Source organism: Variovorax sp. CCNWLW225, from assembly GCF_037204045.1.
In the GTDB taxonomy this organism is placed as follows: Bacteria; Pseudomonadota; Gammaproteobacteria; order Burkholderiales; family Burkholderiaceae_C; genus Variovorax.
Genome location: NZ_JBBCBV010000003.1, coordinates 42,730 through 64,688 on the forward strand (window position 1 = coordinate 42,730; position 21,959 = coordinate 64,688).

18 protein-coding genes are annotated in these 21,959 nt (G+C 66.2%); 7 read left to right on the forward strand and 11 right to left on the reverse strand.

Features of this window, described 5'->3' with window-relative positions; genetic code table 11:
• Positions 1–11: 11 nt before the first annotated feature.
• The gene (locus V9L20_RS07915) at positions 12–1,211 is read right to left on the reverse strand and encodes an AGE family epimerase/isomerase (RefSeq protein ID WP_337296156.1); all 1,200 of its coding nucleotides are present in this window, start codon (positions 1,209–1,211) and stop codon (positions 12–14) included.
• A 233-nt stretch (positions 1,212–1,444) separates the two neighbouring features.
• Here V9L20_RS07915 and V9L20_RS07920 point away from each other — a divergent pair, with 233 nt between their 5' ends.
• The 5 genes from V9L20_RS07920 (at position 1,445) to V9L20_RS07940 (ending at position 6,188) form a co-directional block, all read left to right on the forward strand.
• Positions 1,445–2,215: an ABC transporter ATP-binding protein gene (locus V9L20_RS07920; protein ID WP_337296157.1), complete on the forward strand. Its 771-nt coding sequence runs from the start codon at positions 1,445–1,447 to the stop codon at positions 2,213–2,215.
• A 1-nt stretch (position 2,216) separates the two neighbouring features.
• Positions 2,217–2,924, forward strand: a complete 708-nt coding sequence (locus V9L20_RS07925) for an ABC transporter ATP-binding protein (protein ID WP_126749713.1) — start codon at positions 2,217–2,219, stop codon at positions 2,922–2,924.
• Positions 2,925–2,980: 56 nt separating this feature from the next.
• Positions 2,981–4,177, forward strand: coding sequence for an ABC transporter substrate-binding protein (locus tag V9L20_RS07930; protein WP_157614728.1), 1,197 nt, complete (start codon positions 2,981–2,983; stop codon positions 4,175–4,177).
• A 142-nt stretch (positions 4,178–4,319) separates the two neighbouring features.
• Positions 4,320–5,195 carry a branched-chain amino acid ABC transporter permease gene (locus tag V9L20_RS07935; protein ID WP_337296158.1) on the forward strand — a complete coding sequence of 292 codons (876 nt, stop codon included), beginning with the start codon at positions 4,320–4,322 and terminating at the stop codon, positions 5,193–5,195.
• 6 nt (positions 5,196–5,201) lie between these two features.
• The gene (locus V9L20_RS07940; RefSeq protein ID WP_337296159.1) at positions 5,202–6,188 is read left to right on the forward strand and encodes a branched-chain amino acid ABC transporter permease; all 987 of its coding nucleotides are present in this window, start codon (positions 5,202–5,204) and stop codon (positions 6,186–6,188) included.
• A gap of 54 nt (positions 6,189–6,242) precedes the next feature.
• On the opposite strand, the gene V9L20_RS07945 is transcribed toward V9L20_RS07940, so the two are convergent.
• The 4 genes from V9L20_RS07945 to V9L20_RS07960 all read right to left on the reverse strand — a co-directional run bounded on the left by V9L20_RS07945 (position 6,243) and on the right by V9L20_RS07960 (position 10,868).
• On the reverse strand, positions 6,243–8,078 hold the full coding sequence (locus V9L20_RS07945; RefSeq protein WP_337296160.1) for a bifunctional metallophosphatase/5'-nucleotidase: 1,836 nt from the start codon (positions 8,076–8,078) through the stop codon (positions 6,243–6,245).
• Positions 8,079–8,172: 94 nt separating this feature from the next.
• Positions 8,173–8,628, reverse strand: a complete 456-nt coding sequence (locus tag V9L20_RS07950) for a hypothetical protein (RefSeq protein WP_337296161.1) — start codon at positions 8,626–8,628, stop codon at positions 8,173–8,175.
• Positions 8,629–8,721: 93 nt separating this feature from the next.
• Positions 8,722–9,792 (reverse strand): lipocalin-like domain-containing protein, encoded by a 1,071-nt coding sequence (locus V9L20_RS07955; protein WP_337296162.1) that lies wholly within the window; start codon positions 9,790–9,792, stop codon positions 8,722–8,724.
• Complete coding sequence (locus tag V9L20_RS07960; RefSeq protein WP_337296163.1) at positions 9,792–10,868, reverse strand: PLP-dependent cysteine synthase family protein; 1,077 nt, start codon at positions 10,866–10,868, stop codon at positions 9,792–9,794. Before V9L20_RS07960 ends, V9L20_RS07955 begins: the two co-directional genes overlap by 1 nt.
• 99 nt (positions 10,869–10,967) lie before the next feature.
• Between V9L20_RS07960 and V9L20_RS07965 the strand changes: the two genes are divergently transcribed.
• Positions 10,968–13,484 (forward strand): penicillin acylase family protein, encoded by a 2,517-nt coding sequence (locus tag V9L20_RS07965; protein WP_337296164.1) that lies wholly within the window; start codon positions 10,968–10,970, stop codon positions 13,482–13,484.
• 9 nt (positions 13,485–13,493) lie between these two features.
• On the opposite strand, the gene V9L20_RS07970 is transcribed toward V9L20_RS07965, so the two are convergent.
• The 4 genes from V9L20_RS07970 to V9L20_RS07985 form a co-directional block, all read right to left on the reverse strand.
• Complete coding sequence (locus V9L20_RS07970) at positions 13,494–16,094, reverse strand: FtsX-like permease family protein (RefSeq protein WP_337296165.1); 2,601 nt, start codon at positions 16,092–16,094, stop codon at positions 13,494–13,496.
• 115 nt (positions 16,095–16,209) lie between these two features.
• Positions 16,210–17,106, reverse strand: coding sequence for an ADP-ribosylglycohydrolase family protein (locus V9L20_RS07975; RefSeq protein WP_337296166.1), 897 nt, complete (start codon positions 17,104–17,106; stop codon positions 16,210–16,212).
• A complete protein-coding gene (locus V9L20_RS07980; protein ID WP_443098556.1) occupies positions 17,103–17,675 on the reverse strand; it encodes an NADAR family protein in 573 nt (190 codons plus the stop codon). Before V9L20_RS07980 ends, V9L20_RS07975 begins: the two co-directional genes overlap by 4 nt.
• A gap of 10 nt (positions 17,676–17,685) precedes the next feature.
• A complete protein-coding gene (locus V9L20_RS07985) occupies positions 17,686–18,306 on the reverse strand; it encodes a DUF4291 domain-containing protein (RefSeq protein WP_337296168.1) in 621 nt (206 codons plus the stop codon).
• Between the two features lie 177 nt (positions 18,307–18,483).
• Here V9L20_RS07985 and V9L20_RS07990 point away from each other — a divergent pair, with 177 nt between their 5' ends.
• Complete coding sequence (locus V9L20_RS07990; RefSeq protein ID WP_337296422.1) at positions 18,484–19,137, forward strand: NUDIX hydrolase; 654 nt, start codon at positions 18,484–18,486, stop codon at positions 19,135–19,137.
• Between the two features lie 8 nt (positions 19,138–19,145).
• Here V9L20_RS07990 and V9L20_RS07995 read toward each other — a convergent pair whose 3' ends face one another.
• Positions 19,146–20,378 (reverse strand): RNA polymerase sigma factor, encoded by a 1,233-nt coding sequence (locus V9L20_RS07995; RefSeq protein WP_337296169.1) that lies wholly within the window; start codon positions 20,376–20,378, stop codon positions 19,146–19,148.
• Positions 20,379–20,593: 215 nt separating this feature from the next.
• Complete coding sequence (locus V9L20_RS08000; protein ID WP_337296170.1) at positions 20,594–21,955, reverse strand: NAD(P)H-dependent oxidoreductase; 1,362 nt, start codon at positions 21,953–21,955, stop codon at positions 20,594–20,596.
• Positions 21,956–21,959: the final 4 nt, after the last annotated feature.

Consider the following 21,959-nt stretch of genomic DNA (forward strand, 5'->3'; position numbering starts at 1 on the left):
GGGCGCGCTGGTCACGCACCCAGCGCGCGCAGCACGTCGTAGCACGCGCCCATGGTGTGATAGTCGGTCTTGCCGGCGGGGCTCTTCTCGTCGCTGATCTTGCGGTTGTCCGGCGTGAGAATGCGGTACCACGCCCCGTACCGGTGGTCGACAAAGTGCTCCCAGCTGTAGGCCCAGATGCGGTCGTACCAGCTCCAGTAGCCCTCGTCGCCGGTGCGCACGGCCAGCAGCGCCGCGGCGGCGAAGCTTTCGGCCTGCACCCAGAAGTACTTGTCGCCGTCGCACACCTCGCCGTCGGGGCCGAACCCGTAGACGAGGCCGCCATGCTCCGCATCCCACCCCCGTTGCATGGCGGTGTCGAAGAAATGCCTGGCACGTGGCACGATCCAGTCCGCTTCACGGCCCGCCGCAACAAGCGCGCGATCGAGCTGCAGCAGCAGCTTGGTCCACTCGGTGAGATGGCCGGTCTGAAAACCCCAGGGCCGGAAGATGTTGGTCTTGTCGCCGCGGTTGTAGTCCCAGTCGATCGACCAGTCTTCGCGGTAGTGCTCCCACACGAGCCCGCCGGCCAGCGCGGCAAGCTTGCCCGTTACCGATTCCGCAAGCGCCAGCGCGCGATCGAGATAGCGCGCCTCCTTCGTGGCTTCGTATGCGGCAAGCATCGCCTCGCAGGCGTGCATGTTGGCGTTCTGGCCCCGATAGGGCCCCACCTGCCAATCAGGAGTGGCCTCGTCGGCATACAGCGCATGGTGCGGCTCCCAGAAACGCTGTTCCATCAACTGCCAGGTTTGCTCGAGCCCCGCGCGTGCTTCGCCGATGCCCGCCATCAGCGCGTGCGCGTGTGCAAGCAGCACGAAGGCCAGGCCGTAGCAGTGGTGCGTGCTGTCTTGCACGGTTGCGCGCGCATCGTGCCAGTCGATCTGCCATGCATAGCCGCCTCCCGGCTGCGCATGCGCATGCTGCACGAACGCAAGGCCGTGGCGTGCGGCCTCCAGATCCTGTGGTTTGCCGAAGCGCCGGTACGCCATGGCGTGGTTGAAGACGAAGCGCGTGCTGCTTACCAGGTGCCGCGTGCGCCGGTCGTACACCGCGCCGTCGTCCTTGAAGAAATGAAAGAAGCCGCCTGAGGGATCGCGGCTGACAGGCGCATAGAACGCCAGCGTGTTCAGGATGTGGCCGGCAAGAAAGTCGGGTGAGCGGAAGTTCTGCATGGGAGGAACGGGAGGTACACGAGTAAGGGTTCGAACCGATAGGTCATTGTCATTGTGACGACAGTCGCCCGATGCCGGAACCGCCGGCGCGGGCAGGTTGCACTGCAGCATAGGCATTTGCCCCAGTATGCAAGTGCGAGGCGCCCACCAACAATCAGGCCGCGCTCGGTAGTGGCGCATGAGATGGACCGCATGACCGACATATCTTTCCTGAACCCGGGCGACTTCGCGAGATGAGCGACGTCATTCTGGAAACACGCCAGCTCACCAAGGAATTCAAAGGGTTCACCGCGGTCAGCAAGGTCAACCTGTCGGTGGTGCGCGGCTCCATTCATGCGCTCATCGGTCCCAATGGGGCCGGCAAGACCACCTGCTTCAACCTGCTCACCAAGTTTCTCGAGCCGACCAGCGGCACGATTCTTTTCAACGGGCAAGACATCACGGGCGAGCAGCCCGCGCAAATTGCCCGGCGCGGCATCATCCGCTCGTTCCAGATTTCGGCGGTGTTTCCGCACCTCACGCTGCTGGAGAACGTGCGCCTCGGCCTGCAGCGCGCGCTCGGCACTTCGTACCATTTCTGGAAGAGCGAGAAGACGCTCACGCCGCTCGATGCGCGCGCCCGCGAACTGCTGGCCGAGGTCGGTCTGGAGGACCAGGCGGACGAGCTGACCGTGAACCTGCCTTATGGTCACAAGCGCGCGCTCGAAATTGCCACCACGCTGGCCATGGACCCCGAGCTGATGCTGCTCGACGAACCCACGCAGGGCATGGGCCATGAAGACGTGCACCGCGTGGCCGAGCTCATCAAGCGCGTGTCGGCCGGCCGCACCATCCTCATGGTCGAGCACAACATGAGCGTGGTCTCCACCATTGCAGACACCATCACCGTGCTTCAGCGCGGCGCGGTTCTGGCCGAAGGCCCGTACGCGGAAGTCTCGAAGAATCCGCAGGTGATGGAGGCCTACATGGGCACCACCGAAGGACAGCTGCAAGGGGCTCATTGACATGACCGCCGCGCTTGAAATCAAGGACCTCCACGCCTGGTACGGCGAATCGCACGTGCTGCACGGCGTCAACATGGTGGTGCAGCCCGGCGAGGTGGTCACGCTGCTGGGGCGCAACGGTGCAGGGCGCACCAGCACGCTGCGCGCCATCATGGGCCTGACCGGCTCCCGCAAGGGCAGCATCGAGGTGAACGGCGTGCAGACCATCGGCATGGCCACGCACCGCATCGCGCACCTGGGCATCGGCTATTGCCCCGAAGAGCGCGGCATCTTCGCGAGTCTTTCGGCCGAAGAAAACCTGCTGTTGCCGCCGGCGCTCAAGGGTGCCGGGCAGGGCATGTCTGTGGCCGAGATCTACGAGATGTTTCCCAACCTGGCCGAGCGCCGCAACAGCCCGGGCACGCGGCTTTCGGGCGGCGAGCAGCAGATGCTCGCTGTGGCGCGCATCCTGCGCACCGGCGCCAAGCTGCTGCTGCTCGACGAGATTTCCGAAGGCCTGGCGCCGGTGATCGTGCAGGCCCTTGCGCGAATGATCCACACCCTGCGCGGCAAGGGCTACACCATCGTGATGGTGGAGCAGAACTTCCGTTTTGCCGCGCCGCTGGCCGACCGCTTCTACGTAATGGAGCACGGCCGCATGGTCGAGGCCTTCGGCGCCAAGGAGCTCGACGCCAAGATGCCCGTGCTCAGCGAACTGCTGGGCGTGTAGCCGAGCACTAGCCAATCGTTTTTCCGTTGACTCTCTCAAATCATCCAGGAGACACCATGCAAACCAAGCTCAAAATCATTGCTCTCATGCTCGGAGCCGCGGGTCTTGCGAGCCATGCCGTGCAGGCGCAAGAGAAGGTCGTCATCGGCTACATCAGCGACCTCTCGGGCCTGTATGCCGACCTGGAAGGCAAGGGCGGCGCAACCGCCATCCAGATGGCCATCGACGACATGGGTGGCAAGGTGCTCGGCCAGCCGGTGGAAGTGCTGAGCGTCGACCACCAGAACAAGCCCGATATCGCCGCCTCCAAGGCCCGCGAGTGGATCGACACCGCCGGCGCCACGATGATTTTCGCGGGCACCAATTCGGGCGTGGCGCTGGCCACGGCCAAGGTGGCGCAAGAAAAAAAGCGCGTGTTCTTCACCAACGGCGCGGCCACCTCGGCGCTCACCAACGCGCAGTGCAGCCCCTACACCGTGCACTACGCCTACGACACCGTCGCGCTCGCCAAGAGCACCGGCGGCGCCGTGGTCGACACGGGCGGCAAGAGCTGGTTCTTCCTGACGGCCGACTACGCCTTCGGCCATGCGCTCGAGGCCGACACCGCCAAGGTCGTCAAGGCCAAGGGCGGCTCGGTGGTGGGCACGGTGCGAGCGCCGCTCAACGCGTCCGACTTCTCGTCGTTCCTGCTGCAGGCGCAGAACTCCAAGGCCCAGGTGCTCGGCCTGGCCAACGCCGGCGGCGACTTCATCAACTCGATGAAGGCCTCGAAGGAATTCGGCATCGACAAGTCGATGAAGGTCGCGGGCCTGCTGGTGTTCCTTACCGACGTGAAGAGCCTGGGCCTGCCGGCCACGCAGGGCCTGCTGCACACCACCAGCTGGTACTGGGACGCCGACGACGAGTCGCGCAAGTGGGCCGCCCGCTACGAAGCCAAGACCAAGAACAAGCCGACCGACATCCAGGCCGCCGACTACTCGGCCACCATGGCCTACCTCAAGGCCGTGGAAGCCGTGAAGAGCACCGACGCCGACAAGGTCATGGCGCACCTCAAGAAGACGCCGATCAACGACTTCTACGCCAAGGGCGTGATCCGTCCCGACGGCCGCATGGTGCACGACATGCTGCTGGCCGAAGTCAAGAAGCCTTCGGAATCCAAGGGCCCTTGGGACCTGCTGAAGATCGTCAAGAAGGTGCCGGGCGACCAGGTCTACACGACCAAGGAAGAAAGCACCTGCGCCCTCTGGAAGTAAATGTTGCTCGCCCCCCAGTCTTCGCGCACTGCGTATCGCTGCGCCAACCCCCTGACCGGGGGGCGGTCCGGCCGCTTCGGGCGGCCGTGCGCGGCGGCCCCCACGTGAAGTCATTGCTATTTTTCTGAACCTCGTCGAAACGATGAACATCTCTATGCCTGCCCTGTTGAGCCAGCTCCTTCTGGGGCTGGTCAACGGGTCGTTCTACGCGATCCTGAGCCTGGGGCTGGCGGTGATCTTCGGGCTGCTCAACGTCATCAACTTCGCGCATGGCGCGCTGTTCATGATGGGGGCGGTGCTGTCGTGGATGGCGATGAATTACTTCAACGTCAACTACTGGGTCATGCTGGCGGTGGCGCCGCTCATCGTCGGTGTGTTTGGCGTGCTGATCGAGCGGCTGCTGCTGCGCTGGATCTACAAGCTCGACCACCTCTACGGCCTGTTGCTCACGCTGGGCCTCACGCTGCTGATCGAAGGCGGCTTCCGTTCGGTGTACGGCGTCTCGGGCCTGGCCTACAACACGCCGGAGGCACTGAGCGGCGGCACCAACCTGGGCTTCATGTTCCTGCCCAACTATCGCGCCTGGGTGGTGGTGGCGTCTCTGGTGGTGTGCTTTGCCACCTGGTATGCCATCGAGAAGACGCGGCTCGGCGCCTACCTTCGCGCGGGCACCGAGAACCCGCGGCTGGTCGAGGCCTTCGGTGTCAACGTGCCGCTGATGGTCACGCTGACCTACGGCTTCGGCGTGGCGCTTGCCGCATTCGCGGGCGTGCTTGCCGCGCCGGTGATCCAGATTTCTCCGCTGATGGGGCAGAACCTCATCATCATCGTGTTCGCGGTGGTCGTCATCGGCGGCATGGGCTCGATCATGGGGGCCATCCTCACGGGCCTGGGGCTCGGCGTCATAGAGGGGCTGACCAAGGTGTTCTATCCGGAGGCCTCGGCCACCGTGGTGTTCGTGATCATGGTCGTGGTGCTGCTGATCCGTCCGGCCGGCCTCTTCGGCAGCGAGAAGTAAAAGTCCATGAAGAAAATATCGCTCGTCGTCTACGGGGTGCTGCTGCTGGCGCTCATTGCCGCACCCTTCATCGGCTTCTATCCCGTGTTCGTGATGAAGGTGCTGTGCTTCGCACTGTTCGCCTGCGCCTTCAACCTGCTGCTGGGCTACACCGGCATGCTGTCTTTCGGCCATGCCGCGTTTCTGGGCGGCTCGGCTTACCTTACGGGCCAGGCGCTCAAGGTCTGGCATCTCACGCCCGAGCTCGGCCTCATCCTGGGCACGCTCGCCGGTGCGCTGCTGGGCCTGGTGTTCGGCTGGCTGGCCATTCGCCGCCAGGGCATCTACTTTTCGATGATCACGCTGGCGCTGGCGCAGATGATGTATTTCGTCGCGCTGCAGGCCAAGTTCACCGGCGGCGAAGACGGCCTGCAGAGCGTGCCGCGCGGCAAGCTCTTCGGCCTGGTCGATTTGCGCGATGACCTGACGATGTATTACGTCGCGCTGGTCATCGTCGTCGCGGCTTTCCTGCTCATTGCGCGCACGGTGCATTCGCCTTTCGGACAGGTGCTCAAGGGCATCAAGGAGAACGAGCCGCGCGCCATTTCGCTCGGCTACGACGTCAACCGCTTCAAGCTGCTGGCCTTCGTGATCTCGGCCGCGCTGTCGGGCCTTGCCGGTTCGCTCAAGACGCTGGTGCTGGGCTTCGCATCGCTGAGCGACGTGCACTGGACCGCATCGGGTCACGTCATCTTGATGACGCTGGTGGGCGGCCTCGGCACGCTTTCGGGCCCGCTGGTGGGTTCGGCCGTTGTGGTGCTGCTGGAGAACAAGGTCGGCGACTTCGGCACCTTCATGGCGCGCGTCACCGGGGTCGACTGGTTCAACACGCTCGGCGAATCGGTGACCATGGTCACCGGACTGATCTTCGTGATCTGCGTGCTGGCGTTCCGCAAGGGCATCATGGGCGAAGTCATCGCCTTCATCGACCGCCGAAAAGGCAAGGCGCGATGAAACGAAAAAGGCGGACCCTGTCCGCCTTTCTTGCTTCTGGGACAGGAAGCCCGCTCAGGGCAGCACGGTAATGCGGTTGGTCGCTGGCGGCGACAACGGGCTGTTCGCCTTGATGTAGGCCTCCAGCGCATCCACGTCCTGGTCGCCGCCCAGCGTGTCCGTGCCCTGGTTGAAGACCGTGAAGTTGTCTCCGCCGGTCGCCAGAAAGCTGTTCATCGTCACGCGGTAGCTCGCGCCGTCCGTCATCGCGGTGCCGTTGAGTGCCATGTTGCTGATGCGCGAGCCCGCGGGTGCCGAGAGGCTGTAGCTGTAGCTCAGGCTGCGCGAAGGCAGCAGCACCCTTGGCGATGCGACCGTGTTGGTGCCGCTGTTGAACTGCTGCTCCAGCAGCGCCTTGATCTGCGCGCCGGTCATCGTCTTCACTACCAGGCTGTTGCCGAAGGGCTGCACGCTGAAGAGCTGGCCATAGGTCACGCTGCCGTCGTTGGCCGGCACGAGGTCGGCCCGCACGCCGCCCGGGTTCATGAAGGCGATTTGCGCGCCGCCCTTGTTGCTAGGGCTGGTGGCATCGAGCTGCGCATCCGCAATCAGGTTGCCGAGCACGCTTTCGCGCGACGTCGACTGCGTGCGCGTGGCCGGGCCCGAGAGGGTGCCCACCACACGCTGCACCAGCGGGGCCGCAACGGAAAGGTACTGGCTGATGAGCGCGGCCACTTCCTGGTTCTTGCCGAACACGGGGTACTGGTCGGTCACCGCCACCGTGTTGGCGCCGCTGGTGTAGGCCTCGCCCTGGACGATCACGTTGTCGGCCGACTTGGCCGTGACCTTGCGCGTGCGCGTGTCGATCGTCAGGTTGATGTCGGTCAGCAAGGTGCCGTACTGGCCGGCGCTCGTCAGCAGGAAGGGCTTGGCCGGGTTGGTCTTGCTGTAGTCGCAGATGTACGAGCGGTGCGTGTGGCCCGAGATCACCACGTCGACGGCCGCATCGAGCTTGTTGAGAATTGGCAGGATGTCGCCGCTCAGCCCCGCGCAGCTCTTGTCGTTGTAGCCGACGGTGGTCGTGGCGCCTTCGTGCACCACGACGACGATGGCGTCGGCGCCCTCCGCCTTCAGCTGCGGAATCAGCGCGTTGGCGGTGTCCGCCTCGTCCTTGAAGCTCAGGCCCGCAACGCCGGCCGGCGTCACGATGCTCGGCGTGCCCTTGAGCGTCATGCCGATGAACGCCACCTTCACCGTGGCGCCGTCCTTGGTGAAGGTCTTCATGCCCGTGGCGGGGAAGAGCGTGTTGCCGTCGGTCTTCACGGTGTTTGCCGCCAGGAACCCGAAGTTGGCGCCCGGAAAGGCCTTGTTGACCCGGCACGGCTCCAGCGGCGTGTTCTTGGCGCAGCCGCCGTTCTTCATGCGCAGGAGTTCGGTCTGACCCTTGTCGAACTCATGATTGCCGACCGCGTTGAAGTCGATCTTCATTGCGTTGACGGCTTCGATGGTCGGTTCGTCGAGGAACAGCGCCGACACCAGCGGCGAGGCGCCGATCATGTCGCCGGCAGAGACCACCGCGTTGTTCTCGTTTTTTGCCTTGAGAGACGCAATGGCCGAAGCCATGTACGCGGCGCCGCCTGCGGGCACCGGCACCGTGCCGCCGCCGCTGGCCGGCGCGGTGATGGAAAGCCTGGGCGGCTCGAGATTGCCGTGCAGGTCGTTGAAGGCGATGAGCTTCACGTCCACGCTGCCTGGCGTTGCCGGAGCAGGCGGCGGCGCCGGAGGAGCGGGCGCCGGTGCCGGCGGCGGGAGAAACGGAATGAAGCCGTTCGAATCGTTGCTTCCGCCACAGGCGGACAACGTGGCCAGGACAACCCCCGCCATGGCGAGATGTTTCAGCGATGCAGGCATGAGCCTCTCCTCTTTTTGATGGAATGCAGCGCATGCTGGACAAGGCAGATGACGTCGCCATGACCGCTAGCGCATCGCGTCGCACATCGCGGGCTCAGGACAGGGGAATGACGCGGATGGTTACGCCGGGGCCGAAGGCGCGTTGCAGCAGCTGCCTGGCCTGGGTGCTGTGATCGTCATCCGGCGATTGCACGGCCAGCCATGCCTCTGTCGCGTGCCGCTGCAGGTGCCAGCCCTCTTGTCCAAGGCGGATGAGGCTGGCGAGCGATGCGGCATCGGCCACGGGCAGCGCCGCGGGCGCGATGTCGAGCCAGTCCACCACCTGGTTGGCTTCTCCGCCGAGCCGTGCGGTCGCGCCTTCCACCAGCACTTGCTGCGTGGCCGCGTCCCTCACCGCGCCCTGGAGGATGATGCCGTTGCCGTGCCAGCGGATTTCAAGCAGTGCGTTGGTTGCCGGTGATTCGGGCCGCATGGCCGCAAACACCCACGCGGCGCCCACGGCAGCCGCTACAACCATCAGCAGCGCGATGAGCCGGAGTCTTCTGTTCATTCAAGCCTTGGCGCACGTTCAATCGTGCGGTGTCGGAGGCCGAGTTCAGGGCCTCGGCATGACGGCTTGATGACAGACGCGCGCTGGGCGATCTCAGAGCCGCAGCGGTGCGGCGTAGCCGGTCATCTCCAGGTAGCCCCGCCCAACGCGGCGGCCTTGCGCATCGAGCATGTCGCTCACGCCTTCCCAGTACACCCCGCCGGTGGAGCCGCGGCTGTCGAGTTCCTGGTCGTCGAGAAGCGCGCGCACCTCGAAGCTTCCCGACGGGGTCTGCACGCGCCACTGGGTCGGGTACCTGGCCTGCGTGCGCGGGCTGGTCCACGCGTTCGCGCCGTCGAAGCGCACCTCGTCGTTGCTGAAAACACGCAGCGCGCCGTCGCGTGCGCGAAACGAACCGCCGGCCCATAGCGCACTGCCGTCGCGGCGGCGCAGGCGAAAGGCCGTGAGGGCGCTGCCGTCGTCCAGATTCATGCCGATCCAGTCCCAGCCCACCGCCTCGGGATGCATCAGCGCCTCGCTCCATTCGTGGTCGAGCCAGGCCGTCCCGTCGACATCGAAGGCCTGGCCTTTGAGCGTGAGACGGCCCTGCGTCTTGAGCTGGGGTTCGCTGTAGTAGTAGCTCGCCTGCGCGTCTTCGGGGCCTTTGCGCGAGAGTCCGGCCTTGCCTTGCAGCAGCACTGGCTGCGTGGGCGCAAAGCGCAGGTCGAGCGTGAACTCGCCCGCCGGCACGCGGGCCGAATAGCTGCCGTCCTTGCGCACGAGGGACCAATCGCGCAGGCGCACGTCGGTGTCGGCTTCGCTGGCCGACGCAACGCCGAAGCCCGCGCGCGCAATGCGCTGGTCATGCAGCAGCACACGGCCTTCAAGGTCGGTAACCGCGGCATGCGCAAACACGAGGTTCTTGGCCGCGAACGCCGAGCGCATGCCCTGCGCGGCGTCGACGCGCGAACGAAAGAACGTCACCTGAAAACCGAACTCGCGTCCCGCCGAAGTTCTTGCATGGCCCGTGATGTACCACCATTCGGTGCGCAGGTCGGGGTGGCTGCCGAAGTCGCGCGGAAACTGCAGCGTGCGCTCGGGCAGCGCCCAGCTTGCGGGCGCTGCGGCCAGCGCCGCCAGCAGCAGGCTGCGGCGCGAGAGCTTGCAGAAGGCCGGCGCAGGCATCACTGTGCAACCAGCGCGTCGATGCGCTGCTGTGCCGGGCCCACGTCACCAAAGGCGCTCTGCACCCACGCCGCATCGTGATAGCTCGGCAGGTAGCGCTCGCCCGCATCGCACAGCAGCGAAAGAATGGAGCCTTGCTGGCCGGCCGCGCGCATCTCGCGTGCAATGGCCAGCATGCCGACAAAGTTGGTGCCGGTCGATGGCCCGACCTTGCGCCCCAGCAGTGCCGAAAGCGCATGCATGGCCGCCACCGAGTCGAGGTTGGGCACTTCGATCATGCGGTCGACCAGCGTGCGGATGAAGCTCGGCTCCACCCGCGGGCGGCCGATGCCTTCGATGCGCGAGCCCGCCGCCGTCAGCGTTGCATCTCCCGTGCGGTGATAGGCCGAGAACACCGATCCCTCCGGGTCGGGCACGCACACCTGCGTGTCGTGACAGCGGTACCGCACATAGCGCCCGATGGTGGCGCTGGTGCCGCCCGTGCCCGCGCCCACCACGATCCACGCCGGCACCGGATGCCGCTCGCGCGCCATCTGCTGGAACATGCTCTCGGCAATGTTGTTGTTGCCGCGCCAGTCGGTCGCGCGCTCGGCGTACGTGAACTGGTCCATGTAGTGGCCGCCGGTTTGCTCGGCGAGCGCGCGCGCTTCTTCATACACTTGCGCCGCATGGTCGACAAAGTGGCAACGCGCGCCGTAGAAGGCGATCTGCGCCACCTTTTCAGGCGAGGTGCTCCGCGGCATCACCGCGAGGAAGGGCAGGCCGAGCAGGCGTGCGAAGTAGGCTTCGCTCACCGCGGTGGATCCGCTCGATGCCTCGACGATGGTCGTGCCTTCGCGCACCCATCCGTTGCACAGCGCATAGAGAAAGAGCGAACGTGCGAGCCTGTGCTTGAGGCTGCCCGTGGGGTGGGTCGACTCGTCCTTCAGGTACAGGTCGATGCCGGCCGCGGCAAGCGAAGGCAGCGGCAACGGGATCAGGTGCGTGTCGGCGCTGCGCTGGTAGTCGGCTTCGATGCGGCGTATGGCAGAGCCGAGCCAGCCGCCGCATGAGATGGAAGAGGGTGTTTGCTGCATGTAGGAAGAAGTCTACAAGTCATCCCTCGCAGTACCCAGCGGATATGCAAATCGGGATACTGTGCGCTGCCAAATTCCACCCGGCAGGAGACAAGACGCATGAGAACAAGACACCTGCGCCCGGCATCGCGGCGCTCGTTAGGTCAAAGGCATTCCATTGGCACAGCAGCGCTCGCGGCCATCGCAGCCTTCGCGCTTGCGGGCTGTGCATCGGGCCCTCCGGGCGTGCAGACGCCACCGCGCGCGCCGTCGTCCTTCGCCGTGCCCGGCCTCGAGAAACCGGCCGAGGTGCTGGTCGATCGATGGGGCGTGCCGCATCTGTATGCCGGCACGCTGTACGACGCCTTCGTTGCGCAGGGTTTCATGGCCGCGCGCGACCGGCTCTGGCAGATGGACCTGTGGCGCAAGCGCGGCCTCGGCGAAATGGCCAAGGACTTCGGCCCCGCATGGGTCGAGAGCGACCGTGCCGCGCGTGCCGTGCTGTATCGCGGCGATATGTACCGCGAGTGGCTGGCCTACGGCTCCGATGCCAAGCGCGTGGCCGAGGCCTTTACCGCCGGCGTCAACGCCTACGTTGCCCAGGTGCGCGCGCAGCCTGCGCTGCTGCCGACCGAATTTGCATTGCTGGGCTACCAGCCGGCGGTATGGTCGCCTGAAGACGTGGTGCGCATCCGGCACCACGGCCTCACGCTCAACTTCACATCCGAGATCGACCGCGCCCGCGCTTTCTGCGCTGGCAGCGAAGGCATCAAGGCCGATTGGCTGCGCCGCGAACTCGATCCACCGGTCACGCCGCAGGTGCCGCCTGGCTTCGATCCCTGCACCATTCCGGCAGCCGAGTTGCGCGCTGCCTACCTGCGTGCCACCGAGTCGCCGCGCTTCACGAAGGAGAACACTCGGCTGGCCGGTGCGGCCGCAGCTTCGGTGGCCGCAAAGACCGATGAAGAAGATGAGCAGCAGGCCATGCAAGGCGACCCCACGGCCGCCTATGGCAGCAACAACTGGGTCATCGCGCCACAGCTCACATCCACCGGAAGGCCCATCCTCGCCAACGACCCGCACCGGGCCCATGGCGCGCCGAGCCTGCGCTACATGACGCATCTGAGCGCGCCCGGCATGGACGCCATCGGCGCGGGCGAGCCCTTCCTGCCCGGTCTTTCGATCGGCCACAACGGCACCATCGCATTCGGCCTCACGCGCTTCTACATGGACCAGGAAGACCTGTACATGTACCAGCTGAACCCGCAGAACCCGAACGAGTACCGCTACCAGGGCCGATGGGAGCCGATGACGAGCGTGACCGAGCGCATTGCGGTGCGCGGGGAGAGCGCCCCGCGCGAAGTGGTTAACACCTTCACCCGCCACGGGCCGGTGCTGCTTGCCGAGCCCGGCAAGCAGCGCGCCTTCGCGCTGCGGGCCGCGTGGCTCGAGCCCGGCATGGCACCGTACTTCGGTTCCATGGACTACATGCGCGCGCAGAACTGGGACCAGTTCCGCGCCGCGATGAACCGCTGGGGCGCCCCGGGCGAGAACCAGGTCTATGCCGACCGCCATGGCAACGTCGGCTGGATGCCGGGCGGCCTGACGCCCATCCGACCCAACTGGGACGGCCTGATGCCCGTGCCGGGCGATGGCCGCTACGAGTGGTCGGGCTTTCGCAACGGCGACGAACTGCCTTCGGAATTCAACCCCGCGCGCGGCTACGTGGTGACAGCGAACGAGAACAACATTCCGCCCGATCATCCGGCCGCAAGGAAAGGCATCGGCTACGAATGGAGCGATGCGGCCCGCGCGCGCCGCCTCAAGGAGCTGTTCGCGGCAAAGGCGGCCGCGGGCTCGCGCTTCACCATCGAGGACTCGGAACGCATGCAGAACGACATCGTTGCGACGCCCGCGCAGCGGCTGCTGAAGCTCCTGGCCGGCTTGCGCAGCGACGATGCGCAGACCGCGGCCGGCCTGCGCCTGCTGCAGGGGTGGGACGGCACCATGCACCGCGACAGCGCAGCCGCTGCGTTGTACGAAGTTTGGAGCAGCAAGACCCTGCGTGCCGCCGTGCTCAAGGCCGGCGCCGGAGATGCCGGTGCATCGCTCGCCGCGCCCGGCGACAACACGCGCATGGTGCTGCTGCTCGAGAACCCGTCCGGCTGGGTCAGCGATGCGCAGCGCAACGCCTTGCTGCTGCAGACCTTGCCGCCGGCGATGCAGGAGCTCACCGCCAAGCTCGGGCCCGACATGGCGGCCTGGAAGTGGGGCGCGCTGCATCGTGCGGAATTCCGGCATCCGCTGGGCGGCGTGGTCGATGCGGCCACGCGCAAGAAGCTGGAGGTCGGCGACTGGCCGATGTCCGGTTCCGCATTCACGCCGATGGCTGCGAGCTACCGTGCCAGCGACTACAAGCTGACATCGGGCGCTTCGTTCCGCATGGTGCTGGACGTGGGCAACTGGGATGCCTCGCGGGTGATCAATACGCCGGGGCAATCGGGGAATCCGGACAGTCCGAACTATCGGGACCTTGCGCCGCTGTGGCTCGAGGGCAAGTACGTGCCGCTGGTCTATAGCCGCGGGGCTGTGGAAAAGGAGACAGTCGAGCGCATTCAACTGACGCCGGCGCGGTAGATAGACGCCTTACCAGTCTTCCTTCACCGCGAGCACCACGTCCTTGCCCGCCGCGGCCCGTCCCGCCAGCCAGGCGGTGACGGTGCCGGCCACCACCACCGCGCCGCACAGCACCACCAGCCTCCCCCAAGGCACCAGCAAATCCATGGTCCAGTGAAAGCTCTGCGGATTGACCACCTTCACCAGTACCACTGAAACCGCCAGCCCGAGCACGAGCCCCGCCACGGCACCGATGGCTGTCCATGCGGCACCTTCACCCGCCACCACGGCCAGCACCTGCCGCCGCGTGAAACCCAGGTGCGCGAGCAGCCCGAACTCCTTGCGTCTTGCCAGCACCTGCGCGCTGAAGCTCGCCGCAATACCGAAGAGCCCGATCGCAATCGCCACGGCCTGAAGCCAGTAGGTCACCGCAAAGCTGCGGTCGAAGATGCGCAGCGAGGTCGCGCGGATCTGCCCGACCGATGAAATCTCGATGCTCGAATCGGACCCGGCGCTTCCGCGGCGTGCCGCCAGCTCGCGGATCGCGGCCTGCACGGTGCTTTCGGACGCGCCCGGCGCAAGCCACAGCGACACATCGCTGACTTCGCGCTCGCCTGTAAGGCGTTCGAAATCGCGCGCGTCCATGGTGATGGCGCCGAACTGCCGCGCGTAGTCGCGCCACACGCCCGCCACGAAGAACCCCGCTGGCCCGGAACCTGCGGTGCCCAATGCAGACGAAAGCGGCGCGAAGAGGGCGCCCGGTTTCGCGCCATACAGCTCCACCATCGGTTCGCTCACGTAGATGCCGATCTGCCCCGCAGGCACCGGTAGCGCGGGGCCCACCAGCGGCAACGCCTGCGCCGCGCCGTCTTCGAGGCTTCGCGCAATCAGCGTGACGGCAGGCTGCGCGGGGTCGAGTTGCAGCGACCGGGTTCGCAGCGTGCCGGTGCGTTCCACGCCGGGCAGTTGCGCCAAGGCCTGCACGAAGGCGGGCGAGAAGGTGGCCGTGTCGCTGCTGCTCTGCGTGCCCGAATTGCCGGAGCGGCCGCTCGACGTGGCGCGAAGATAGAGATCGGCTGGCAGCACCACGTCGAGCCAATGCGTGACCGAATCGCGAAAGCTCGCAACCATGACCGTGAGTGCTACCGCGAGGCTCAGGCTGGCGACCACACCGCTGACCGCCACGGCTGCGGTGCCGCGCATGCGCCTTGCACGCTCGATGGCCAGCATCGGCAGCACGCGCTGCGCAAACGCGGGTGCAATGCGGTCGTACAGCAGCGCAATCAGCCAGGGCAACGCCGTGATGCCGCCCACCAGCAGACAACCCACCGAAAGATATGCCGCCACCGGAATGCCGCCCACAGCGGGCATGTTGGCCAGGGCTGCGCTTGCCGCAATGAGGCCGAGCGCCAGCCAATGGCTTCTGCTTTGCACCGGTGCGGCGCCCAGGCCCTTGAGCGTTTGCGCCTCGGGCAGCGCCTGTGCCGCGCGCGCGGGCCACCAGCCGCCCACCAGCGCCGCAAGCACGCCGAGCCCGCCGTACAGCAAGGCCGAGCCGGTGCTCCAGTGCAGCGTGGGCGCCACGCCCTGGAAATAGCCTCCGCCCAGGTCACCGCCGAGCACGCGCAACGCGAAAGCCGCGAGTGCCGTGCCCAGCGCCAGCCCGGCGGCGCTTCCTATCAGGCCGAGCACGAACGACTCCGCCAGCACCAGGCGCAGCCGCTCGCGCGGCGTCAGGCCCAGCACGCCGAGCAGGGCGAATTGCTGCGCGCGCTTGGCCACGCTGAGCGCCAGCACCGAGAACACCAGAAAAGCGCCGGTGAAGAGTGCCACCAGCGCCAGCACCGTCAGGTTGACACGGTAGGCACGCGAGAGATTGCTTACGCGTTCGGCTGCATCACCCGGTTCGGCAAATTGCAAGGCTGCGGGCCAGCCCGGCGACCGCTGCAGCGACGCGATAAAAGTCGCTCGGTCGGTGCCGGGAGCAAGCCTCAAGTCGACGCGGCTGAGCTGGCCGACCTTGTCGAACAGGTCTTGCGCGGCGCCGATATCCATCACCGCGAGCGCCGTGCCGGTGGCGGCGACGTGGCCCGCGACTTCGAGCCGCTGCCAGGAACCACTGCTGCGCAACTGAACGGTTTCGGCATCACCTTCCACGGCTTCGGTCGCCAGGCCCAGCACGTTGCGCGCCGATGCATTGAGAAACACATGGCCCTGCGCCAACATCGCGAAGCGGTCGGCGTCCTTGCCGAGCTGCGGCATCAGCGCCGGTGCGATGGTCGGCAGCGCCAGCGCGTCGACACCGATCACGCGCATCGGCACTTGCCGCTCGCCGGCCGATGCGAGGCCCTGGAACTCGAGCACCGGGCTCGCCAGCGTTACCTGCGGATGCTGCGCGAGGCGCCCGAACACCGCTTCATCGAAGCTGCCTTGCACGGCGCGCACTTCGAGGTCCGGCTGGCCGTTGACCGATCTCACGGCGCTGGAGAACTCGTCGAGGGCCGAGGCGTTGATGAGTTGCACCGAGAACGCCAGCGCCACGCCCAGCATCACGGCCAATACCGCCGCGGCGTTGCGCCAGGGGTGGTGACGCAGTTCCTGCCAAGAGAAGGTGGTGAGCAAGGCACGCATGCCGCCATTGTGGCCTTTGCCGCAATAGTCGATTCAATGCCATCGCCACCGGCGCTCTGCACCGAAAGAGGATGTTTGTCGCCGACGTCCTGCGCACAAGAGCCAGGCTTTGCGATCAGTGCGTTAGTTCGAAAAGCTGCTGTGCCATCTCGCGGATCTCATCGCGCATCGCGAGTTGTTCAAGCCAGTTCATCGGAATGCCTTGGATGCCGTAGAAGGCGCCTGCGAGTTGTCCGCAGATAGCAGCGGTCGTGTCGGCATCATCCCCGAGGTTGGCCGCTGTGAGCACGGCTTCCTCGAATGAATTCGTGTGCGCGAAGCACCAGAGCGCCGCCTCGAGCGACTCGATGCAGTAGCCCGACCCCTTTATGTGCTCGGGAGACTTCGCCACGTATTCGCCGCGCGCCAAAGCCGAAACCTTGGCGCTCAATGGCTCCAAGGGAGTGGTTGCAAGAATAAGGTCCTTCTCTTGTCCAAGCAGCGCTGCGCGCAATTGCAAGGCAAAGAGGCGAGAGCATTCGATTGCTTCCAGTGCACCGTGCGTGGTTCGTGTGCTCTCCCCGGCCTGCTGCCATGTGGCCTCGGCGCTCGACCTGAAGAACATTGGCACAGGGGCAAGCCGCATCAACGCGCCGTTGCCGGCTGTGCGTGGGTCGGGGTCACCCGCGAACGGTTCGCCCGACACGAGGTAGCGGGTGAGGGCATTCGACACTGTAATTCCGATGTCGAAGCACCGCCCGTTGCTGCTCATGTAGCCTACGTTGCGCCAGTTGCAATAGCGGTTCATCTGATCGACGGCATTGAAGCCGCGACGGTAGATCAGGCTGGCTGCGAGGCACAACGCCATCGAGGTGTCGTCGGTCCATTCACCGGGCTCCAGATCGAAGGGGCCGCCGCCATGCATGCCGGTCACCGGCGCGAAGCTGCCGCGTGGGCTGAACTCGACACTGGTGCCCACGGCATCGCCGCAGGCCAAGCCGAGCAGGCAGCCCTGGTAGCGTGCGGCGCTCACCGTATGGTCCTCAGAACATCGCGCGCCGCCATGAGTGCGAAGCCCAGCAGGTTGAGGCCGCGCCATTCGGGAGGGTTTTGGGCCGCGGGATCGGTGGCGGCGCGACCGATGCCCCAAATGGCGTCGACCGGACTGGCTTCCACCAGCACCTGATGGCCGGTGCCCAGCAGGAAGGCGCCGAGCGCGGCGTTCTGCGAGAACTTCTCGACATTGCCGCGCGTGACGATATCGAAACGTGCTTCGACCCAAGCCGCTTCGTCGAAGTTGTGGATCTCGCGGCCAAGCTTCTTGGCTTCGCCAGGTGTGCGCGCCGCGACGATTTGTTCACAGGTTGCGGTGTCGCCGAACAGGCGTGCCTTGCCGGCCATCATGAAATGCTCCGCCGTGCGATACCTCACGCCGTCGACCGTGAACCCAGCCTCGAACCACTGGCTGAAGCAGCTTCTGTTCACGCCGCTCTTCGGCGCCTGGTGGCCCCAGAACAGCAGGTACTCCGGGCGATAGCCGTGCGCGAAGTACGCTGGCAGGTCCTTAGCGCTACGCGGCGTCATGGATGGATTTGTTGTCATTTTCTTTTCCTCATGGCTCGATGTCGAGCGGATGCTCCACTGGCAATTGCAGTTCGGAGTTGTCGTCTTGCGCCATCGGGCGCTGTGCCTCCACAAAGGCGCGCATGTCGATCACTTCGAGCAGCTCTTCTTTTGCGAACGCCGCAAGCGTACGGCCGCGCAGGCCGAGCTGGATCGCACGGCGTTCCAGCTTGTTGCCGCTCGGCGCATGGTCAGGGTCCCATTGCAGGCGCACCTCGGATCGCTCGACCGCCGCCTGCCACGCCTCGCGGCTCGGGTAGTGCGCGGAGTCGAAGGTCGAAGGCACGGCCTCCCGCACCACCCGCTCGAAGAATGCGCGGCGCAGCCGCAGGCCGAGCGTGACTTGCTGGCCTTCCTTGGTGCCCCAGCCGGAGCGATACATCATCCAGAGGAAGTTGGGCTTGATCCAGCTCATGCGCGAAAGACTGAAGTCCGGTCCGTCCAGGCGGCCGTGCCGGATCGCGTACTCACCGATGGCAGGGCGGTAGGCCTGGTAGACGATGACTGACTGCGCATCGCAATGCGCCAGGATGTGCCTGCCGTTCTGCGGCCAGCGCTCGCGCTGGACCACGTGCCGCTCGGTGGGCAAGGGTGGGGTGGTGTTGTTCATTGTTCTTGGTCCTCTGGTTGTAGTTGTTCTTGAACTTTATTTGTTGCTTTGTGCAACTAATTAAGGGTTGTATAATACAACTAATAAATTCGGAGTCAAGCCACCGTTGTGAATACAGCCAAGCCGAACTTTCCCTCGCTGGACTTTCCCCGTCCGTTGGTCACGGTCGACGTGGTGATGTTCACCGTGCTTGACGATGCGCTGCAGGTCTTGCTAGTGCGTCGGCCCGTCAACACGGCCGAGCCGTTTCCGGGAAAGTGGGCGCTGCCTGGCGGCTTCGTGAATGTCGACGACGATGCGAGCCTGCTCGACTGCGCGCTGCGCAAGCTGCGCGAGAAGACCGGCGTAGTGGCGCCCTATCTCGAACAGCTCGGCAGTTGGGGCGGCGCAGGGCGCGATCCCCGCGGGTGGTCGGCTACGCACTGTTTCTATGCGCTGATTCCGGTGCAGGCGATGCAACTGCGCAGCGGCGCCAACGCCGCGGACGTGGCATGGTTCGAAGTGGAGGCCGCATCGCGCAAGCGGCTGGCTTTCGACCACGGCGAACTGCTTGACGCCGCCATCGCGCGGCTGCGCAGCAAGGTCGAGTACACGTCGCTGCCGGCCTTCCTGCTCGAAGAGCCGTTCACGCTGCCGGCGCTGCAGCACACCTATGAGGTGGTGCTCGGCCGGGGCGTGGACAAGAGCGCCTTTCGCAAGCGCATGCTTGATGGCGGGTTCATGGAAGAGGCGGGCATGCTCACCGGCAGTCTCGGCCGGCCGGCCATGAGCTACCGGCTGCGCGACCGTTCGCAGGCGGCACTGTTTCCGCGGACCTTCAACGCGAAATGACGGCTCGTTCAGAGCCGCTCCGACATCCCGTTGAGATATGCGCGCACGGCCGCGCTCGCGCTCAGGCCGATCGCGCGATCGAAAGCCTGGCGCGCGGCTGCACGTGCGCCGCCGGCCGCGAGCAGATGCCCACGTGCCGCCCAGAAGGGTTGGTAGTTCGCCACCCCGCCGGCCGCAATGGCATCGAGCGCCTGCAGGCCGACATCATGCCCGCGCGCTTTCGCGAGGGCGCAGGCGCGGCTCACCTGGGCGCCGAGGCTGGGGCGCAGCGCCAGCAGGTTGTCGTACAGCGCAACCATCGTTTCGGGCGCCACCGGCGCGCCGACCCGGCGTTCGCAATGGGCCGACTGGATGGCGGCCTCCAACTGGCATGCGCCGGGGCTGTTCATGCTCGTTGCCTGCCGCAGATACTGCTCGGCCTGAGCGAGCAGGTCCGGGTCCCAGCGCGCCATGTCCTGCTGGTCGAGCGGCACATAGGCTCCGGCGTCGTTGAGCCGTGCCCCGGCCCGGCTCTGGCAGAACAGCATCAGCGCGAGCAGGCCCAGTGGCTCGGGCTCGTTCGGCATCAGTGCGCACAGGATGCGGCCGAGCTCGATGGCTTCGGCGGCAAGGCCGCGGGGCCGGATGTCCGCGCCATCCACGTCGTCCCAGCCGTTGCCGTAGGCGGCATGGATGCCTTGGAGCACGTCCTGCAAGCGCTGCGGGAGTTCGCGTACTTCGGGATATTCGAAAGAAACGCCGGCGCTGCGGATGCGCGCCTTGGCCCGTACCAGCCGCTGGCCGAGCGTGGAAGGCGAGGTGAGGAACGCCCCCGCCATGCGGGCGGCATCGAGCCCGAGCACAACCTGGAGCATGAGCGGCGCGCGGGCGGCGGCGTCGATGGCCGGATGCGCGCAAACGAAGAGCAGCCGCAAGCGCTCGTCCGGCACCGCAGCGCCGTCGACCGTGCCCACATCGACCTCGCCGGCCAGCAGCAACAGGGCTTGGGTGGCCGCATCCTGGATGCGGCTGTGGCGCCAGGCGTCGAGCTTGCGGTGCCGCGCCACGCTCAGCAGCCAGGCGTCCGGCTGCTCGGGAATGCCGTCGACGGGCCAGCGTTCGAGAGCCCTTGCAAAGGCTTGGGCGAGTGCGTTTTCCGATGCGGCAATGTCGTGCGTGCGCGCTGAAAGAATCGCGAGCAGCCGCCCATACGATTCACGCGCCGCCCGCTCGGCGGCTCGGGGAGCCGCCGGTTCGTTCACGGTGCGCCCGGAGTTCCAGTTGCACAGAAGCTGAATTGCATGGTGTTCTCCGTCGAGGACAAGCTCGCCGAGCAAGATTGCTCACCACAATGACGGCTCGCAGCCCGTCATTTCGACATGCGTATGGCATGCCGAACGATTAATTCTTTCCCTAAAAATGCGCCGGCGCAATGGCAAAAGCCAAGGGCCGCGCGCCGATGAAGTCCGCAGACCGGCTAGGCAGCCCTAGCTTGTGCGGTGGGCGCAAACATGGCCTCCAGCTCGGCGCGCAGTTGGTAGGCGTGGGTCGATGTGTCCATGGCCACGTCGACCCAGCACAGGCTCTGGCCTTTCTTCACCGCGCGCACCAGCTTGACGTTGTGCGCCAGCCCGAGCGGCAGGCCGCCCAGCCGCATGGAGCGCTCGGCTGGCAGCAGCTTGCCCCAGACGGTGTAGCCGCCTTCGCCGTCGAGCATTTCGCCGGGTGCGAGATCGCGCTTGGCGGTGGCAACCACGTCGGCGTTCCAGCAGGTGGCCACGCCGGTGGGCTCGCCGCGCAAGGCCACGCTGGCCACCGACATGCCGACTTCCAGGCCGATGAGATGCCAGCGCTTGTAGAGCGTGAAGTAGCGGCCGCTCGGGTCGGTGTGGGCGTTGTATTCCTCGAAGCAGTTCTTGATGTAGTCGGTCTCGGCCTCGACCGTGACCCACACGCCCATGCGGATGTCGTAGGGAATCTTCCGGCCATTGGCTTCGAGCGATGAAATCACTTCGACCATGCCCTTGCGCTCCAGCACGCCGCCCTCGCTTTGTGGGCGCGTGACGAAGGGAATGTCTTCCACGCTCGCGGGCGGGTAGAGCAGGCCGTCCGAAGGCACGGTGAGGCCGGTGGCGTTGGCGACGGCCGAGCTTTCTATCGAAGGCTTGGAGCCGTCGAGAAAACTGTTGAACATTTTCGGGTTGAGCCCGCCGCGCAGCGCCTGTTCGGGCGTGAGACCGTAGTTGCCCCACACCGTTTCCGGCGTCGATTCGGTGAAGTGCGGCAGCCACTTGTGGCCGCGACCGGCGGCCACCACCGGAAAGCCGCAGGTGCGCGCCCAGTCGACCAGGTCGCAGATGAGCGCGGGCTGGTCGCCGAAGGCCAGCGAATAGATCACACCCGCCTGCTGCGCCTTGCGCGCGAGCAGCGGGCCGCAGAAGGCGTCGGCTTCAACCGTCACGTTCACCACGTGCTTGCCATGCGCAAAGGCATCCAGGCAATGATCGACCGCCGCGACCGGATTGCCGGTGCATTCGACCACGATGTCGATGGAAGGCTCGCGCGTCACGGCCTGCCAGTCGTCTGTGATCCAGGTGCTTCCGGTCTTCAGCGCTTGCTGTACCGAGCCCGCGGCGGTGCGCTCGGCCTGCCAGCCGACGCGTTCGAGGTTGACGCGTGCGGCGGCGGGCGAGAGGTCGGCAATGGCCACCAGCTGCACCCCGGGCGTGCGCGGAATCTGCGCAAGATACATCGAGCCGAACTTGCCGGCGCCGATCAGGCCGATGCGGACGGGGCGGCCTTCGGCGGCGCGCTGCTGCAGGCGGGTGTAGAGGCTCATGAGA